Consider the following 13,777-nt stretch of genomic DNA (forward strand, 5'->3'; position numbering starts at 1 on the left):
TCTGGTTTGTATGGTTTGGTTGGCGTTTTGCTACTGGTGTAGGGATCAGCTAATGAAAATTATCCTCGATACCAGCTCTGCACTGTTCTTGGCCTGCAACTTCTTCATCAACCGCGCCCGATGCACTTCCACCGTCCGATGCGATATCCCCAGCTGCCGCGCCACTTCCTTGCAGGTCAGCCCGTTGACGATATGCGATGAAATCTGCCGCTCCCGCGGCGTCAGTTGCACCGCTGGCGCCGGCTGCCGGTCGAGCCGTTCGAAATGCCAGATCATCAGCTTGAACGGATCCTCCGCCGTCAGCGTGAAACCCTGGGCCCGGGCCCAGAACACCTCGCCGTTGCGGTGCTGCATGAAACGCTCGTCCGAATAGAAGGCGCCCAGACCGTTGCGCAGCCAGTGCTCGCTGCGCTCGCCAATGCTCTGGTAGTCGGCCTGGGAAGGGTAGAGCAGCAGGGTCAGGTGCCCGCGCAGCTCCTCGCGGGTGTAGCCGAACAGCCGGGCGAAGGCCTCGTTGCAGTCGAGCATGCGCCGGTGGCCGGTGATCAGTTGCGGCGCGGGTGACACCTGGAACGCCAGGCGCTCGAGGTCCGGGGAGGCGTGGGTGGGTACGGTCATCAGGCTTCCTGCCTCGGTGCTTATGGTCATGCCCCGTAAGGCTCACTACTTACTCGTGTACGTAGTTGCCCCAACTAGCGTGGGATTCGGGTGCTGACACATTGTATGCAATACCCGCTTCAAGGACAGAAGAAAACACCATGTTCCACGATTCCGTCGCCATCGTCGCCGCCGCGCACAGCCCTTTCGGTCGCCTGGATGGCCTGAACCTCGAAGACCTGATCGTCCAGGTCACCCGCGATGCCTTGCAGGATGCAGGCATCGACGCCGCCGAGATCGACGCGCTGTTTCTCGGCCACTTCAACTCGGGCCTGGTGGCCGACGGCTTCCCCGCATCGTTGATGCTGCAGGCCGACCCGCAACTGCGCTTCAAACCCGCCACCCGCTGCGAAAACGCCTGTGCCTCGGGCTCGGCGGCGATCCAGGCCGGGATCAACGCGATCCGCAGCGGCGCCGCCGAGCTGGTGCTGGTGGTCGGCGCGGAGAAGATGACTGGCAACAGCACGGTCGAGGTCACCCGGGCGCTGACTGGTGCCGGTTACCAGAACGCCTTGCAGGAGGCCGGCCTGAGTTTTGCCCAGCTGTTCGGCCAGGTCGCCCAGCAATACACCGAGCGCTACCACAGCCCACTGGCATCGATGGCGGCGATCGCGGTGAAGAACCACGCCAATGCCATGGCCAACCCGCTGGCGCAGATGCACCGGGTGATGGATTTCGAGCACTGCAACCAGGTGTCGCCGAGCAACCCGCTGATCGCGGCGCCCCTGCGCCTGACCGACTGCTCGCTGATCAGCGATGGTGCTGCGGCGATCATCCTGGCTTCGCCTGCCCGCGCCCGCTCGATGCGGCGCCAGGTGGCGATCCGCTCGATGGTTCAGGCCAATGATTTCTTGCCGTTGTCGCGCCGCGACATGCTGGCTTTCGAGGGGCCGCAGCGGGCCATCCACGGGGCGCTGCGCGAGGCAGGGGTGACCCTCAACGACCTGAGTTTCGCCGAGGTGCACGACTGCTTCACCATCGCCGAACTGTTGATCTACGAAGCCATGGGCCTGGCGCCCCGTGGAGAGGGGCATCGCGCCCTGGACGATGGCATCGTGCGCCAGGGTGGGCGCTTGCCGGTGAACCTGTCCGGCGGGCTCAAGGCCAAGGGGCATCCGGTGGGGGCCACCGGGGTGTCGATGCATGCCCTGGGCTTCGCCCAGCTGACCGGCAAGCCCATCGGCCTGGGCGTGCCCAATGCCGAGTTCGGCCTGCTGTTCAACATGGGCGGCATGGCGGTGGCCAACTACGCCAGTGTGCTGCAAGCCGTCAGGGTCTGAGCCATGAACATCGCCCATTGGTTGCAGGATGCGGCCCTGCGCTGGCCTGAGCGGCCGGCGTTGTTCGAGGGGCCGCGGCAGATCGCCGACTACCGGATGTTTGCCACCCGGGTGCGGGCACGGGCGCTGGAGCTGCGTCACGTGCACGGCATCGAACCGGGCGAGCGGGTGGCGCTGCTGATGAAGAACAGCTGCGACTACCTGCAACTGCTCTACGCGATCTGGTGGTGCGGGGCTGTGGCGGTGCCGATCAACCACAAGCTGCACGCCCTGGAGGCCGCGTGGATCGCCGGCAATGCCGGGGCGCGGCTGATCTTCACCGACGAGGGCCAGCTGTTCGCCGACCTGGCATTGCCGAACGGTTGCCGCGAGCTGGCCACGCCTGCCCGGTGCATGCCGGGGTTGCCGGCCAGCGATGAGCTGCAGGCGCCGCACCCACGCCTGGACAGCGACCTGGCCTGGCTGTTCTACACCTCCGGCACCACCGGGCGCTCCAAGGGGGTGATGCTGTCCCATGGCAACCTGGTGGCCATGTCGCTGTGCTATCCGCTGGACGTCGACCCGGTAGCCGCCGAAGACGCCGTGGTCTATGCCGCGCCGATGTCCCACGGCGCAGGGCTGTACAACTTCATCCACGTGCGCTGCGGCGCCCGGCACGTGGTGCCCCTGTCCCGGGGCTTCCAGGCGACGGAGCTGTTCACCCTGGCGCGATCGCTGGGGCAGGTCAGCCTGTTCGCCGCGCCGACCATGGTCAAGCGCATGGTCGAGCAGGCGCGCGAGCAAGGCTATGCCGGCGAAGGCATCAAGACCATCGTCTACGGCGGCGGCCCGATGTACCTGGCGGACCTGGTGGATGCCCTGGATACCTTCGGCCCGCGCCTGGTGCAGATCTACGGCCAGGGCGAATGCCCGATGACCATCAGTGCGTTGTCCCGCGAGGCCATCGCCGACCGTGGCAACCCGGGCTGGCCGGCCATCGCCGCTTCCGTTGGCCGCGCCCAGGCCTGCGTGGAGGTGCGCGTGGTCGATGGCGCGGGCCGGGAGACGGCGGCTGGCGAGGCAGGGGAGATCGTCGTGCGCGGCCCGGTGGTGATGCAGGGTTACTGGGACAATCCCCAGGCCACCGCGGCGGCCCTGGTGGATGGCTGGCTGCACACCGGCGATATCGGCTTTCTCGACGGCCAGGGCTACCTGTCGCTGACGGACCGCAGCAAGGACGTGATCATTTCCGGGGGCAGCAACATCTATCCCCGCGAGGTCGAGGAAGTGCTGATCCAGCACCCCGAAGTGTTCGAGGCCTGCGTGGTGGGTGAAGCCGACCCCGAGTGGGGCGAGTCGGTGGTGGCCTTCGTCGTGCCGCGCACGGCAGGCAGCCTCGATGCGCGGACGCTCAATGAGTGGTTCCTGGCGCGCATGGCCTCGTTCAAGAAACCGAAGAAGTACCTGTTCTGCGCCGAGCTGCCGAAAAACAGCTATGGCAAGATTCTCAAGACCCAGTTGCGCCAATGGCTGCTGGACCCGGACGGGTCGCTCGGCAGCGCTTGAGCCGCGACATTTCATGGAAAGCGACACGACAGGAGTTACCCGCATGGGCATGTCACCCGCCAACACCCAGCGCCAGCGGCACCGGGCTTTCATCGGCGCCACCACCGGCCACCTGATCGAGTGGTACGACTATGGTGTATACGGTTTCCTGGCCTTGTATATCGGCAAGGCCTTCTTCGTTTCCGACGACCCCACCAGCAGCCTGCTGGCGAGCTTCGCGGCCTTCGCCCTGAGCTTCTTCATCCGCCCGCTGGGCGGGCTGTTCTTCGGCCCGCTGGCGGACAAGATCGGCCGCCGTCGCACGCTGATCACGGTGCTGGTAATGATGGCAGGCTCCACCTTCCTGCTCGGCCTGCTGCCGACCTACGCCAGCATCGGCATCGCAGCGCCAGTGCTGCTGGTGCTGATCCGCTGTGTGCAGGGCTTCTCCGCCGGCGGCGAGATCGGCACCATCACCAGCTTCATCTCCGAATACGCCGGCCCCGGCCGTCGGGGCTTCGCCACCTGCTGGCTGATGGTCACGGCGGTGCTCGGGTTGCTGTTGGGCGGCGCGGTGGCCAATGGTATGACCTGGGCCTTGGGCGCCGAGCTGATGCAGGACTGGGGCTGGCGGATTCCGTTCCTGATTGCCGGCCCTCTGGGCTTCATCTCGCTGTATATTCGCCTCAAGCTCGAGGACAGCCCGGAGTTCCTCGCCCTGGTGGAGGCCGGGCAGACCTCCAAGGCGCCGCTGCGCGAGGTGTGGCAGTGGAAGCGCTCGATTGCCCTGGTGTTCTTCATCATCACCTTGCACAGCTCGATCTTCTACCTGGTGCTGACTTTCGCCTCGACCTACATGTCCAACACGCTGAAATTCGACAGCGGCACCACCTTGCTCTATGTGTTCGTCGCCAGCCTGTCGGCGGCGCTGGTGATGCCGTTTGGCGGCGCCTTCACCGATCGCTACGGGCGCAAGCCGTTCCTGATGGTGATCGGCACGTTGGCGACCCTGGCCATGTACTGGTTCTTCAAGACCGCGCCGGGCGCTACACCTGCGACCCTGTTCTGGCCGCTGATGGCGGTGGCGATCCTGTTCGGGCTGTATGCGTCGTCGACCTACGCGCTGATGAGCGAGCTGCTGCCGACGCGCATCCGCTCCACCGGCATCGCCATGGCCTACAACATTCCGGTGGCGGTATTCGGCGGCAGCGCGCCGCTGATCTCCACCTGGCTGATCAAGGTGACCGGGGATATTACCGCGCCGTGGTACTTCTACGTGGGCACCGGCGTGGCGTCGCTGCTGGCGCTGGTGGTGCTGCGCCAGGAGGACTTCGTGGCGTGCAACCGTGCACCGACGCAAGAACGGCCGGTGGGGACGGTACTGGCGGATTCTCAGGCTTGATGTAGCACGGGGATATCAGGCGCAGCGCCAATTCCGGAGCGGGGCGGCATTCTGTTACAGTCGCCGCCTCATGTAATCGGCCCGAGGATGTACAAGGATGTCGCTGCACGATTGGTTCGGATTTGTCGTTGTCTCGATGGTGGTGACCTTGTCGCCAGGCCCGGGTGTCATCATGGCGTTGTCCAACTCGCTGTCCCACGGGCCGAAGCGGGCGATGCTCGGCTCGCTGGGCAACGCGCTCGGGCTGCTGGTGGTGTCCACCGCCACCAGTGCGGGCCTCGGGGTATTGCTGCAGACTTCGGCCACGGCTTTCCTGCTGCTCAAGGTGCTCGGCGCGAGTTACCTGATCTACCTGGGGATCAAGCAGTGGAAGAGCCGTACCAGCGCCTTTGACCTGCTGGAGCAGCCGGTCAAGGCCAGCGCCAGCAATCGGCGGCTGCTGCTCAATGGCGTGGCAGTCGCGCTGACCAACCCGAAGGCGATCCTGTTCTTCGCCGCCTTCCTGCCGCAGTTCATGCGCACCGGCCACGGCGCCGATGGCCAGCTCGGCCTCTTGGTAGTCACCTTTGCCCTGTGCTCGATACTGTCCCACGCTTTCTATGTCACCCTGGCCCAAGCCTTGAAACGCCAGCTGGCTGCGCCGAACCGTGCGCGCCTGATGAATCGCCTGTTCGGCGTGTCGTTCATGACGCTGGGGGCCAGCCTGTTCACCGTTCAGGCCAAGACCGCCTGAGCACAAAGTTTTCCGATAGGTATATTCCCATGGCACAAGCCACCGACCAGGCCTTTTACGACCGCGCCGATGCGCATGTGGAACTGGCTAACCAGCAGATCGAAAAGCTCGAGGACCTCGGCAAGGTCAGCGCTTCGATGACCTTCGCCGCCAGCCGCTTCAATGCCTGGATGGCGGCACGCAGTTTCAAGTCCGCGGCGGAGATGGCGGCAGCGCGCGAGGAATTGTTGAAGTATTTCAGCGAGCAGTACCGGATGATGCTCGAGGACAACCTCGACGAGCATATCGAGCACTTCGACCGCTATGTGCTGGGCAAGGACGGCTGAGCCAGCACCCGCAGGCGTTGTGAAGGCGGCGCTAGCGCCTGGCCAGCAGGATGTCTTCGAAAAACGCTCCCACCGGTTCTGTGGGATGGCACAGCTGAATTTCCAGCACCCAGACCATCTCCCCCGGCACGATCGGTAGATCGGCCAGCTTATCCTGCCCGAACAGGGCATGGGGGAAGTCGGTGATGCGGTGCCCGGCCAAGTTGCGCTCCAGCCGCCAACCCTTTGCCGCGGCGCTGCGCTCGGCGACGTCATACAGTTCGCGGCCGGTCAGTCCTGTGTGCCAGGCCTGGCGCGTTTCCTCGAACACCTCGTGCAAGGCCGTGACGCAGGCCAGATGCAGGGGATGCTTGCCAAACACAAAGGTGTCGCCATAGTCGCCTTCATAGCCGTCCCACACAGGGCCGAGGTCGACCACGGCGATATCACTGGCGCGCAGCCGGCGCTGCGGGTCAATCCCCTGGCGTGGTGTGGGTACGGTGTCGTCGCCAAAGCGGATGTAGGTCGGGTGCCAGGTGTGCGAGGCGCCCATGGCCTGCAAGGTCTGCTCGGCCATCGCCAGGGCCTGGGCGGTGGTCATGCCGATTTTCAATTGACTGGCAATCGCCGCCAGCGCTCTTACCGTCTGCTCGCGGGCGGCCAGCATGCCATCGAGCGAATAGCGCGGGCCTACCTGTTCCCAGTACGGATCCAGTGCGTTTGGCGCCGCCGCGGTGCCGCTGGGGACAAACGCCTCGGCGATGAACCGATGCGTCTGAACCCCCGCAGCCAGGCACTGTTCGCGGGCCTCGCGGATCATCGCCGCGTTACCGCAGGCATAGACCTGTGTGTCCCCCCAGGGATGTCCCTGGGCCAGCGCCACCTGGTGAACGCGCGCGCGCGCCGACAGTACCGGGTGCCACTGAAACCGAGGGTGCTCCAGGCCGGCCTGGTCGAGAAAGCCACGGTCATAGAAGTCGTCCGGCGTTGAACCGCCCCAGTACAGTGAAACCTCGGCCTTGCGCGCCAGAGCGGTCAGCAGCAAGGGCTTGATGCCGGCGTAACCGGTCCCGGTGGCGAACAGCACCATTGGCCGTTCATTTTCATGCTGCCAAGTGCAGGCACCTGTCGGGCCCTCGAGCTTCACCATGTCGCCCCTGCGCAACGTGGGCAGCAGACGCTCGGAAAACAGGCCGCCACTGACCTTGCGGATATGGAACACCATGCGTCCTTGATCGTGCGCCGGCAGGTTGGCGATGGAGAAGCAGCGGCTGTCGCCGTTGTCGAGACACAACCTGACGTACTGGCCAGGCCGAACCTCCACAGGCTGTGCGGGCTGCAGCACCAGTTCACTGATGTCTTGGCTCAAGGCGCGCAGGCTCTGTACCTGCGCGGTGAACGCCAGGGTGGGGGTGTCCAGTGACCAGCCGGGAATCTCCAGGCACATGTCGCTGCAGGCATGGCTCTGACACAACAGCATCTCGTCGGGAGCCAGGGGATAGGAGGGCGCGGGTGTGTCCGCGCTACGTGGCGTGTCGCGATAGCTACCCGAAACAACCTTGACCTTGCACGAGCCGCAGGCACCTCGGCGGCACGAGAACGGCACGGCAAGGCCGCTGGCAAGCATGGCGTCGAGCAGCAATTCTTGGTGGGCGTCGAACGTGCTGCCCGAGGGCGACAATTCAATGACATGACGATTGGGCATGGGCACCTCGGGGCAAGGAGAAGGCGTGATTGTTGCGGTAGACTTGGCCCAGGAAAACCTCCAGTTTTGGATAGTTCACATGGTCCAGCTCCGCAAATGGCGGCTGTTGCTCAACCTCGATGACGCTGCGCCACAGGCGTCCTACCGGAAAATCGTCGAAGGCCTGGTGGCCGCCATCACCGAAGGCCGTCTGCGGCCCGGCACTGCGTTGCCCGGCACGCGGGAAATGGCCCAACTGCTCGACGTCAACCGCAAGACGGTGATCCTTGCCTACGAGGAGGCAGTGACCAAGGGGTGGCTGGAAAGCGTGCCGCGTCGTGGCACCTTCGTCAGCCAGCAACTCGCGACAGCGGCAGTGCCGGTGCCCGGTGGCCCGCGCTCATTCGCCCGGGTGCTGCGCGACGCACCCGCTGGCGCCTATTTCGCGGCAAACGACCAGGCGACGGCATTGCAGCAGCGGCCCTGTGCGTTGTTCTTCGATAACGGTGCCTGTGACCATAGGCTGTTGCCCCAGGCCGTGCTGCATCGTTACTACCGCAATGCCCTGCGCTATAGCTTCGCCAGCAACACGGTGCGCCACGGCAGTGACGGCAGCGGTCATTATCTGCGTTGCGCGTTGGCGCAGATGTTGCGCCACGACCGCGGCCTGAATGTGCAGGCAGAGCATATCTGCCTTACCCAAGGCGTGCAGATGTCGCTGTACCTGGCCGCCAGTGCGCTGATCGAGCCCGGGGACGTGGTGCTGGTCGAGCGCCTGAGCTATCCGCCGGCATGGGAGATCTTCCGCCGGCTGGGCGCTCGGCTGGTGACCGTGGACCTGGACGAGCAGGGCTGCCGGGTCGAGCAGATCGACGCGTTGTGCCGGTTGCACCCGGTGCGCATGCTCTATATCACTCCCCACCACCAGTTCCCCACCACCGTCAGCCTACGTGCCGGTCGCCGGCGACGGTTGCTGGAGCTGGCGCGAGTGCATGAATTCTGCGTGATCGAGGAAGACTACGACCATGAGTTCCACTTTGCCGGCCGGCCGTACCTGCCGCTGGCCAGCGATCCGGCGCAACGCCATGTGATCTACATCGGCTCGCTTTCCAAGTCGCTGGGCAGTACCTTCCGGTGCAGCTACATCGTCGCGCCAGCACCGGTCATCGAAGTATTTGCGCGGACCGCGGCGCTGACCTTGGGCCAGGGCGACGCGGTGATGCAGCGCATGCTGGCAGACTTGATCAACGCCGGTGAGCTGAGAAAGCACCTGCGTCGGGTGAGCAAGGAGTACCTGCGCCGGCGCGAGACACTGGCGCGTTGCCTGCGCGAGGCGTTCGCCGAGCGGGTGGTGGTGCGCGAGCCGGAAGGGGGCCTGGCCCTGTGGGTGGTGTTCGATCCAGCTATTGATGTGCAGCGGCTGGTGGCCGAGGCGCTGCGACTGGACCTGGTGGTGCGCAGTGGCCGGCAGTTTTCACCTGCCGGCGAGGCGGAGAATGCTCTGCGCCTGGGCTTCGCATCGTTGGACCAGGGCGAGATCTCCCTGGCTGTGCGGCGCTTGGCCCAGGCAGCAGCGGCAATCGCCGGGTAGGTGCTGTCAGCGCAGCGCACCCTGTTCCTGAGCAGGTACACCGTACGACACGTAATAGGCCAGGCCGACGAAAAACGCTCCACCCACGGCATTGCCGAGGAACACTGCTGCCAGGTTCTCCAGCAGTTGCCCCCAGCTCAGGTAGCCGGCGAAGATCGCCGCCGGTATCAGGAACATGTTGGCCACCACGTGTTGGAAGCCGATGGCGACGAAGGCCATGATCGGGAACCAGATGCCGAGGATCTTGCCGCTCATCTCGCGACTGGCGTAGGACAGCCACACTGCCAGGCATACCAGCCAGTTGCAGCCGATGCCGGAAACGAAAGCGTGCAGGAAGTCGGCGCTCACCTTGCTGGTGGCGCTGGCCAGGGTTTTGCCCAGGTAAGCACCCTCGGTCAGCCCTAGCAGATGGCCGAAGCAGTAGGCGACGAACAGCGCGCCCAGCAGGTTGGCGAGGGTCACCAGGGTCCAGTTGCGTGCCACTGCCCGCAGGCGGATACGCCCGGCGAACATTGCCAGAGGCAGGCTCATCATGTTGCCGGTGAGCAGCTCGCCACCTGCCAGGATCACCAGGATCAAGCCGATGGGAAACACCGCGGCGCCCAGCAGCGTGCCGAACGAGGCCCACTGCGCGGGAATCATGGTGCTGACGTGGATCGCCAGGAGAAAACCCAGGGAAATGAACGCACCGGCCAGAAAACCGAGGATCAAGATGGCGCGGGCGGGTAAGAGGGCTTTGCGGGTACCGGCTTCGATGACCAGCTCGGTGATCCGGGAGGGGGTATTCACAGACATTTCAACAACTCGAACGCAAGGACAACGGCAAGGCCGTGGGTCGGGGTTGGCGGCAATGGGCAGGTGATGCGCTTGGCCTTATGGAGGACGACGTGGCTTTGAAGCGGGCGGCACGGTAGCTGAGGCAATTTGACGCGGTCAAATCGATAGCCTGGATCAGGTGATAGATCCCCTCTATGAGGGTGGGAAGGCCATCGGGCTGTGCTATACCACATGCGGCCCGGCGCGTATTAACGCACCGCATGGGGTAATGCGCCGACCTTTTCCAGCGAAGCGTGGGGATGAAACCTGTATGACTATTGACCAGATCGAACCGCAGGCGGTGGACAGCCCGATCACCCGCAGCGCGCTGTTCATGGTGGCGACGCTCGGTCCAGGCGAGCACTGCGCGGTCCGTGTCCGCGAAGTGTGCGGTGACCTGGCCGGGCTGGTGCGCTCGGTGGGCAAGCGCGTGCCCTCGGGCAACCTATCTTGCGTCATCGGCTTCGGCGCGGCGGTGTGGGAGCGCCTGTTCGGCACCCCGCAGCCGATTGGCCTGCACCCCTTCCGCGAGTTCGGCAGTGGAGCGCGCAAGGCGCTTGCCACGCCGGGCGACATTCTTCTGCATATTCGCGCCGAGCACATGGACCTGTGTTTCGAGTTGGCGGCGTTGCTGGTCAAGCGCCTGGGTGATGCGGTGGCGGTGGTCGATGAGGTGCAGGGTTTCCGCTATTTCGACATGCGCAGCATCATCGGCTTCGTCGATGGCACTGAGAATCCCGGTCCGCGGGACGTGGCACGCTTCACCCTGGTAGGCGATGAGGACCCGGCGTTCGCCGGCGGCAGCTATGTGCTGGTGCAGAAGTACCTGCATGACATGGCCGGCTGGGAGGCGCTGTCGACCCAGGAGCAGGAGCGCATCATCGGGCGCACCAAGCTGGCCGACATCGAGCTGGATGCCGCGAGCAAGCCCAGTTGCTCGCACAGTTCGCTGACCACCCTGGAAGAGGGCGGGCAAGAGATCAAGATCCTGCGCGACAACATGCCCTTCGGCCGCCCCGGTGCCGGGGAGTTCGGTACCTATTTCATCGGTTACGCCCGGTCGCCCGCGCCGATCGAGCAGATGCTCGAGAACATGTTCGTCGGCAAGCCGCCGGGCAACTACGATCGTCTCCTGGACTACAGTCGCGCCGTTACCGGCGGGTTGTACTTCGTGCCGCCGGTGGATTTCCTCGAACAGGCCGCTGAATGATATTTCACCCGCAGGCTTGAATCGAGGTGCAGTGCCGTGCAGTATTGCGCCGTATTACATGGTACATGCCATGGTACGAATAGGTGGAATGAGCAATGGCCCGCAATGGCATAGACAAGGCTGCCGTTCAGCAGGCACGGCAGGCACTGATGGCCCGGGGTGAACACCCCAGTATCGATGCGGTACGTATCGAGCTGGGTAATACCGGCTCGAAGACCACTATCCATCGGTACCTCAAGGAACTGGACCGGCAGCCGCTGGAATTGCTGGGCAGCCAGGGGGCCTTGAGCGAACCGTTGGCGCGATTGGTCGAGCAGCTGGCTGCCCAGTTGCAGGAGGAAGGGCTGGCCCGGATCGCCGCCGCCGAGCAGGCGGCGCAAGCGCGTTGTGCGGCGATGCAGGCCGAGCTGCAACTGACCCAGCGCGACCTGGCTGGCACGCTGCGCCAGGTCGAGGCCCTGACCGCTGCGCTGCACGCCGAGACTCAACGCCTCACGACCGCCCAGGCCAGCCTGCAAGCCGAGCAGTTGCGCAGCGCCAGCCTCAGCCAGTCACAGGGTGAGTTGCAGGCGCGCCTGGCCGACAAGGACGGGCAACTGCGCGCCAGCCTCGAGCAGCGCCAACAGGATCAACGCCGCAACGAGACCCAGGTGCGCCAGTTGCAAGGCCAGTTGCAGACCTTGCAGCAGGGCGCCCTGGCGCGTCAGGACGAGCTGACGCGCCTGCACCGCGACAATGAACGCCTGCTCGCCGAGCATCGCCAGGCCACGGCCCGGGGCACGCTGCTGGACGAGCAATTGCAGCAGCGTGACGCGCAGGTGCAGGGGCTGCGCGCCATCCTCGCCCAGGCCCAGGGCGCCAACGATGAGATGCGTAGACAGCTGGCAGCCCGAGCTGCGGACACCCCGACCCTGTAGAGCATCGCTGCGACAGATGCGCCGTTCGTTCAATCGCCGAGGTCAGGCACCAGGCAACACTGGCGGCTCCAACCATGACTGGAGCCATCCATGCGTATCCTCTATGCCCCGTGTTTCTTCTTCGGTTTCATTGCCACCGCGGTGTGGCTGATCGATCTTGGCGCCGATATCCTCTGGCTGCTGCCCCTGCTTGGCGTGGCGATCTTGCTGTCGTTCTCCTGCGAAGTGCTGTGCCCCTACAAATCGGCCTGGCGCGAGGCAACAGGCGAGGGCGGGCGCGATGCACTGCACGCATTGGTCAACGAAACCCTCAATATCGCCAGCATCGCCGCCATCCCGCTGTTCGCCGGCTGGCTGCCGGCCACAAGCCTGTGGCCCAGCCACTGGCCCGTGCTCGGGCAACTGTTGCTGGCGCTGCCCTTGGCCGACCTGGGCATCACCCTGGTGCATTACGCCAGCCATCGCAGCGCGCTGCTCTGGCGCCTGCACGCGGTGCATCACAGCGTGACCCGGCTGTACGGCTTCAATGGCTTGATGAAGCACCCGCTGCACCAGATGGCCGAGGGGCTGGGCGGCGTGCTGCCATTATTGCTGCTGGGTTTGTCGCAGGACGTGGCGGCGTTGCTGGCGTTCTGCATCGCGGTCCAGCTGCTGTTGCAGCACAGCAATGTCGACATGCGCATCGGCGCTCTGCGCCATCTTTTCGCCTGGGCCCCCGTGCACCGGCTGCACCACCTGAAGTACGGCACCCTGGGCGACGTCAACTTCGCGTTGTTCTTTCCCGTCTGGGATCGCTTGCTCGGCACTGCCCTGCACCTGCCGGCCTACGGGTTGGCCGATGACGACATGGGCATCGGCGACCGTCCGGACTATCCCAAAACGTACCTTGCGCAACTGCGTGAGCCGTTCTGCCAAGTGGCCACGGCGCATCCGCCGGCAGCCGTGCCGGACAGCCTGCGTCAGGCGCTAGAGCACGTCTGAGCGCAGGTGGCGCAGGGCTTCGCTGGCGCGGATGCCGAATTGCTGGCGCAGGCTGCGGCTCAGGTGCGCCGAGTCGGCGAAGCCGGCGGCCATGGCCGCCTCGGTCAGGCTGGCACCGGCCAGCGCTTCGCCCAGGGCCACGCGCAGGCGTTGCCACAGCACCATGCGCCGCACCGACAGGCCCAGGCGGCCACTGAACAGGCGCTCGAGCTGGCTGACCGACAGCGCCGCTGCCTGTGCCAGCTCCGTGGCCGGCAGGCGCTGCTCGTCCACCGCGCGAATCCGTGCGAGGGCCCGCGCCAGGCGGAGATCCAACGGGCGACGCGGTGCCTGGCGCAATGCCTGGGCGAGGCTTGAGATATCGCGGGGGGCTTGCCGGCAGACGTCGAGCAAGGTCTCCAGGGAAAACGCCAGGGGCTCGGCGAACAGGGTGATGCAGGCGGTGCCGGGCGCGAGAATGGCGTGGGGCTGCAACGAGGCGATGGCCAGCATGTCGCCGCGGTGCTCTTCGCCATTGACCTGCAGGCAGGCTTGGCCCTCGAGGGCGAGCACTACCTGGTGGGCATAGTGGGCATGGACACCGGTGTGGCCCGCCGTGCCGAGCAGCAGGCCGTGATCATCGGCCAGCCAGAGCCGACCTCGCCAGGCGCCGTGCCGTGCTTCGCTCATTGCCGGTT

The 13,777-nt window shown here is 65.4% G+C and carries 13 protein-coding genes; 9 read left to right on the forward strand and 4 right to left on the reverse strand.

What is annotated here, in order from left to right:
- Window positions 1-45: 45 nt before the first annotated feature.
- A complete protein-coding gene (locus C3F42_RS29025) occupies window positions 46-618 on the reverse strand; it encodes a LuxR C-terminal-related transcriptional regulator (protein WP_046855313.1) in 573 nt (190 codons plus the stop codon).
- Window positions 619-758: 140 nt separating this feature from the next.
- Here C3F42_RS29025 and C3F42_RS29030 point away from each other — a divergent pair, with 140 nt between their 5' ends.
- The 5 genes from C3F42_RS29030 to C3F42_RS29050 all read left to right on the forward strand — a co-directional run bounded on the left by C3F42_RS29030 (window position 759) and on the right by C3F42_RS29050 (window position 5,922).
- Complete coding sequence (locus C3F42_RS29030) at window positions 759-1,937, forward strand: acetyl-CoA acetyltransferase (protein ID WP_104445251.1); 1,179 nt, start codon at window positions 759-761, stop codon at window positions 1,935-1,937.
- A gap of 3 nt (window positions 1,938-1,940) precedes the next feature.
- Window positions 1,941-3,482: a class I adenylate-forming enzyme family protein gene (locus C3F42_RS29035; RefSeq protein ID WP_104445252.1), complete on the forward strand. Its 1,542-nt coding sequence runs from the start codon at window positions 1,941-1,943 to the stop codon at window positions 3,480-3,482.
- 43 nt (window positions 3,483-3,525) lie between these two features.
- Window positions 3,526-4,863: an MFS transporter gene (locus C3F42_RS29040; RefSeq protein WP_104445253.1), complete on the forward strand. Its 1,338-nt coding sequence runs from the start codon at window positions 3,526-3,528 to the stop codon at window positions 4,861-4,863.
- A gap of 97 nt (window positions 4,864-4,960) precedes the next feature.
- Window positions 4,961-5,596 carry a LysE family translocator gene (locus tag C3F42_RS29045; protein WP_094012004.1) on the forward strand — a complete coding sequence of 212 codons (636 nt, stop codon included), beginning with the start codon at window positions 4,961-4,963 and terminating at the stop codon, window positions 5,594-5,596.
- 29 nt (window positions 5,597-5,625) lie between these two features.
- Window positions 5,626-5,922 carry a DUF3144 domain-containing protein gene (locus tag C3F42_RS29050; protein ID WP_104445254.1) on the forward strand — a complete coding sequence of 99 codons (297 nt, stop codon included), beginning with the start codon at window positions 5,626-5,628 and terminating at the stop codon, window positions 5,920-5,922.
- A gap of 31 nt (window positions 5,923-5,953) precedes the next feature.
- Here C3F42_RS29050 and C3F42_RS29055 read toward each other — a convergent pair whose 3' ends face one another.
- Window positions 5,954-7,606: an NAD(P)H dependent flavin oxidoreductase family protein gene (locus C3F42_RS29055; RefSeq protein WP_104445255.1), complete on the reverse strand. Its 1,653-nt coding sequence runs from the start codon at window positions 7,604-7,606 to the stop codon at window positions 5,954-5,956.
- Window positions 7,607-7,685: 79 nt separating this feature from the next.
- On the opposite strand from C3F42_RS29055, the gene C3F42_RS29060 reads away from it, so the two are divergent.
- Window positions 7,686-9,176: a PLP-dependent aminotransferase family protein gene (locus tag C3F42_RS29060; protein WP_104445256.1), complete on the forward strand. Its 1,491-nt coding sequence runs from the start codon at window positions 7,686-7,688 to the stop codon at window positions 9,174-9,176.
- Window positions 9,177-9,182: 6 nt separating this feature from the next.
- Here the strand turns inward: C3F42_RS29060 and C3F42_RS29065 are convergent, their stop codons facing one another.
- Window positions 9,183-9,971, reverse strand: coding sequence for a formate/nitrite transporter family protein (locus C3F42_RS29065; RefSeq protein WP_094012005.1), 789 nt, complete (start codon window positions 9,969-9,971; stop codon window positions 9,183-9,185).
- Window positions 9,972-10,263: 292 nt separating this feature from the next.
- Here C3F42_RS29065 and C3F42_RS29070 point away from each other — a divergent pair, with 292 nt between their 5' ends.
- The 3 genes from C3F42_RS29070 (at window position 10,264) to C3F42_RS29080 (ending at window position 13,100) form a co-directional block, all read left to right on the forward strand.
- Window positions 10,264-11,202: a Dyp-type peroxidase gene (locus tag C3F42_RS29070; protein ID WP_094012006.1), complete on the forward strand. Its 939-nt coding sequence runs from the start codon at window positions 10,264-10,266 to the stop codon at window positions 11,200-11,202.
- Between the two features lie 95 nt (window positions 11,203-11,297).
- A complete protein-coding gene (locus C3F42_RS29075; RefSeq protein WP_104445257.1) occupies window positions 11,298-12,119 on the forward strand; it encodes a DNA-binding protein in 822 nt (273 codons plus the stop codon).
- Between the two features lie 90 nt (window positions 12,120-12,209).
- A complete protein-coding gene (locus tag C3F42_RS29080; RefSeq protein WP_104445258.1) occupies window positions 12,210-13,100 on the forward strand; it encodes a sterol desaturase family protein in 891 nt (296 codons plus the stop codon).
- On the opposite strand, the gene C3F42_RS29085 is transcribed toward C3F42_RS29080, so the two are convergent.
- Window positions 13,086-13,769, reverse strand: a complete 684-nt coding sequence (locus tag C3F42_RS29085; RefSeq protein ID WP_038706283.1) for an AraC family transcriptional regulator — start codon at window positions 13,767-13,769, stop codon at window positions 13,086-13,088. The two genes, C3F42_RS29080 and C3F42_RS29085, sit on opposite strands and share 15 nt — an antisense overlap.
- Between the last annotated feature and the right edge of the window lie 8 nt (window positions 13,770-13,777).

The sequence above is a fragment of the Pseudomonas sp. PONIH3 genome (assembly GCF_002934345.1).
In the GTDB taxonomy this organism is placed as follows: domain Bacteria; phylum Pseudomonadota; class Gammaproteobacteria; order Pseudomonadales; family Pseudomonadaceae; genus Aquipseudomonas; species Aquipseudomonas soli.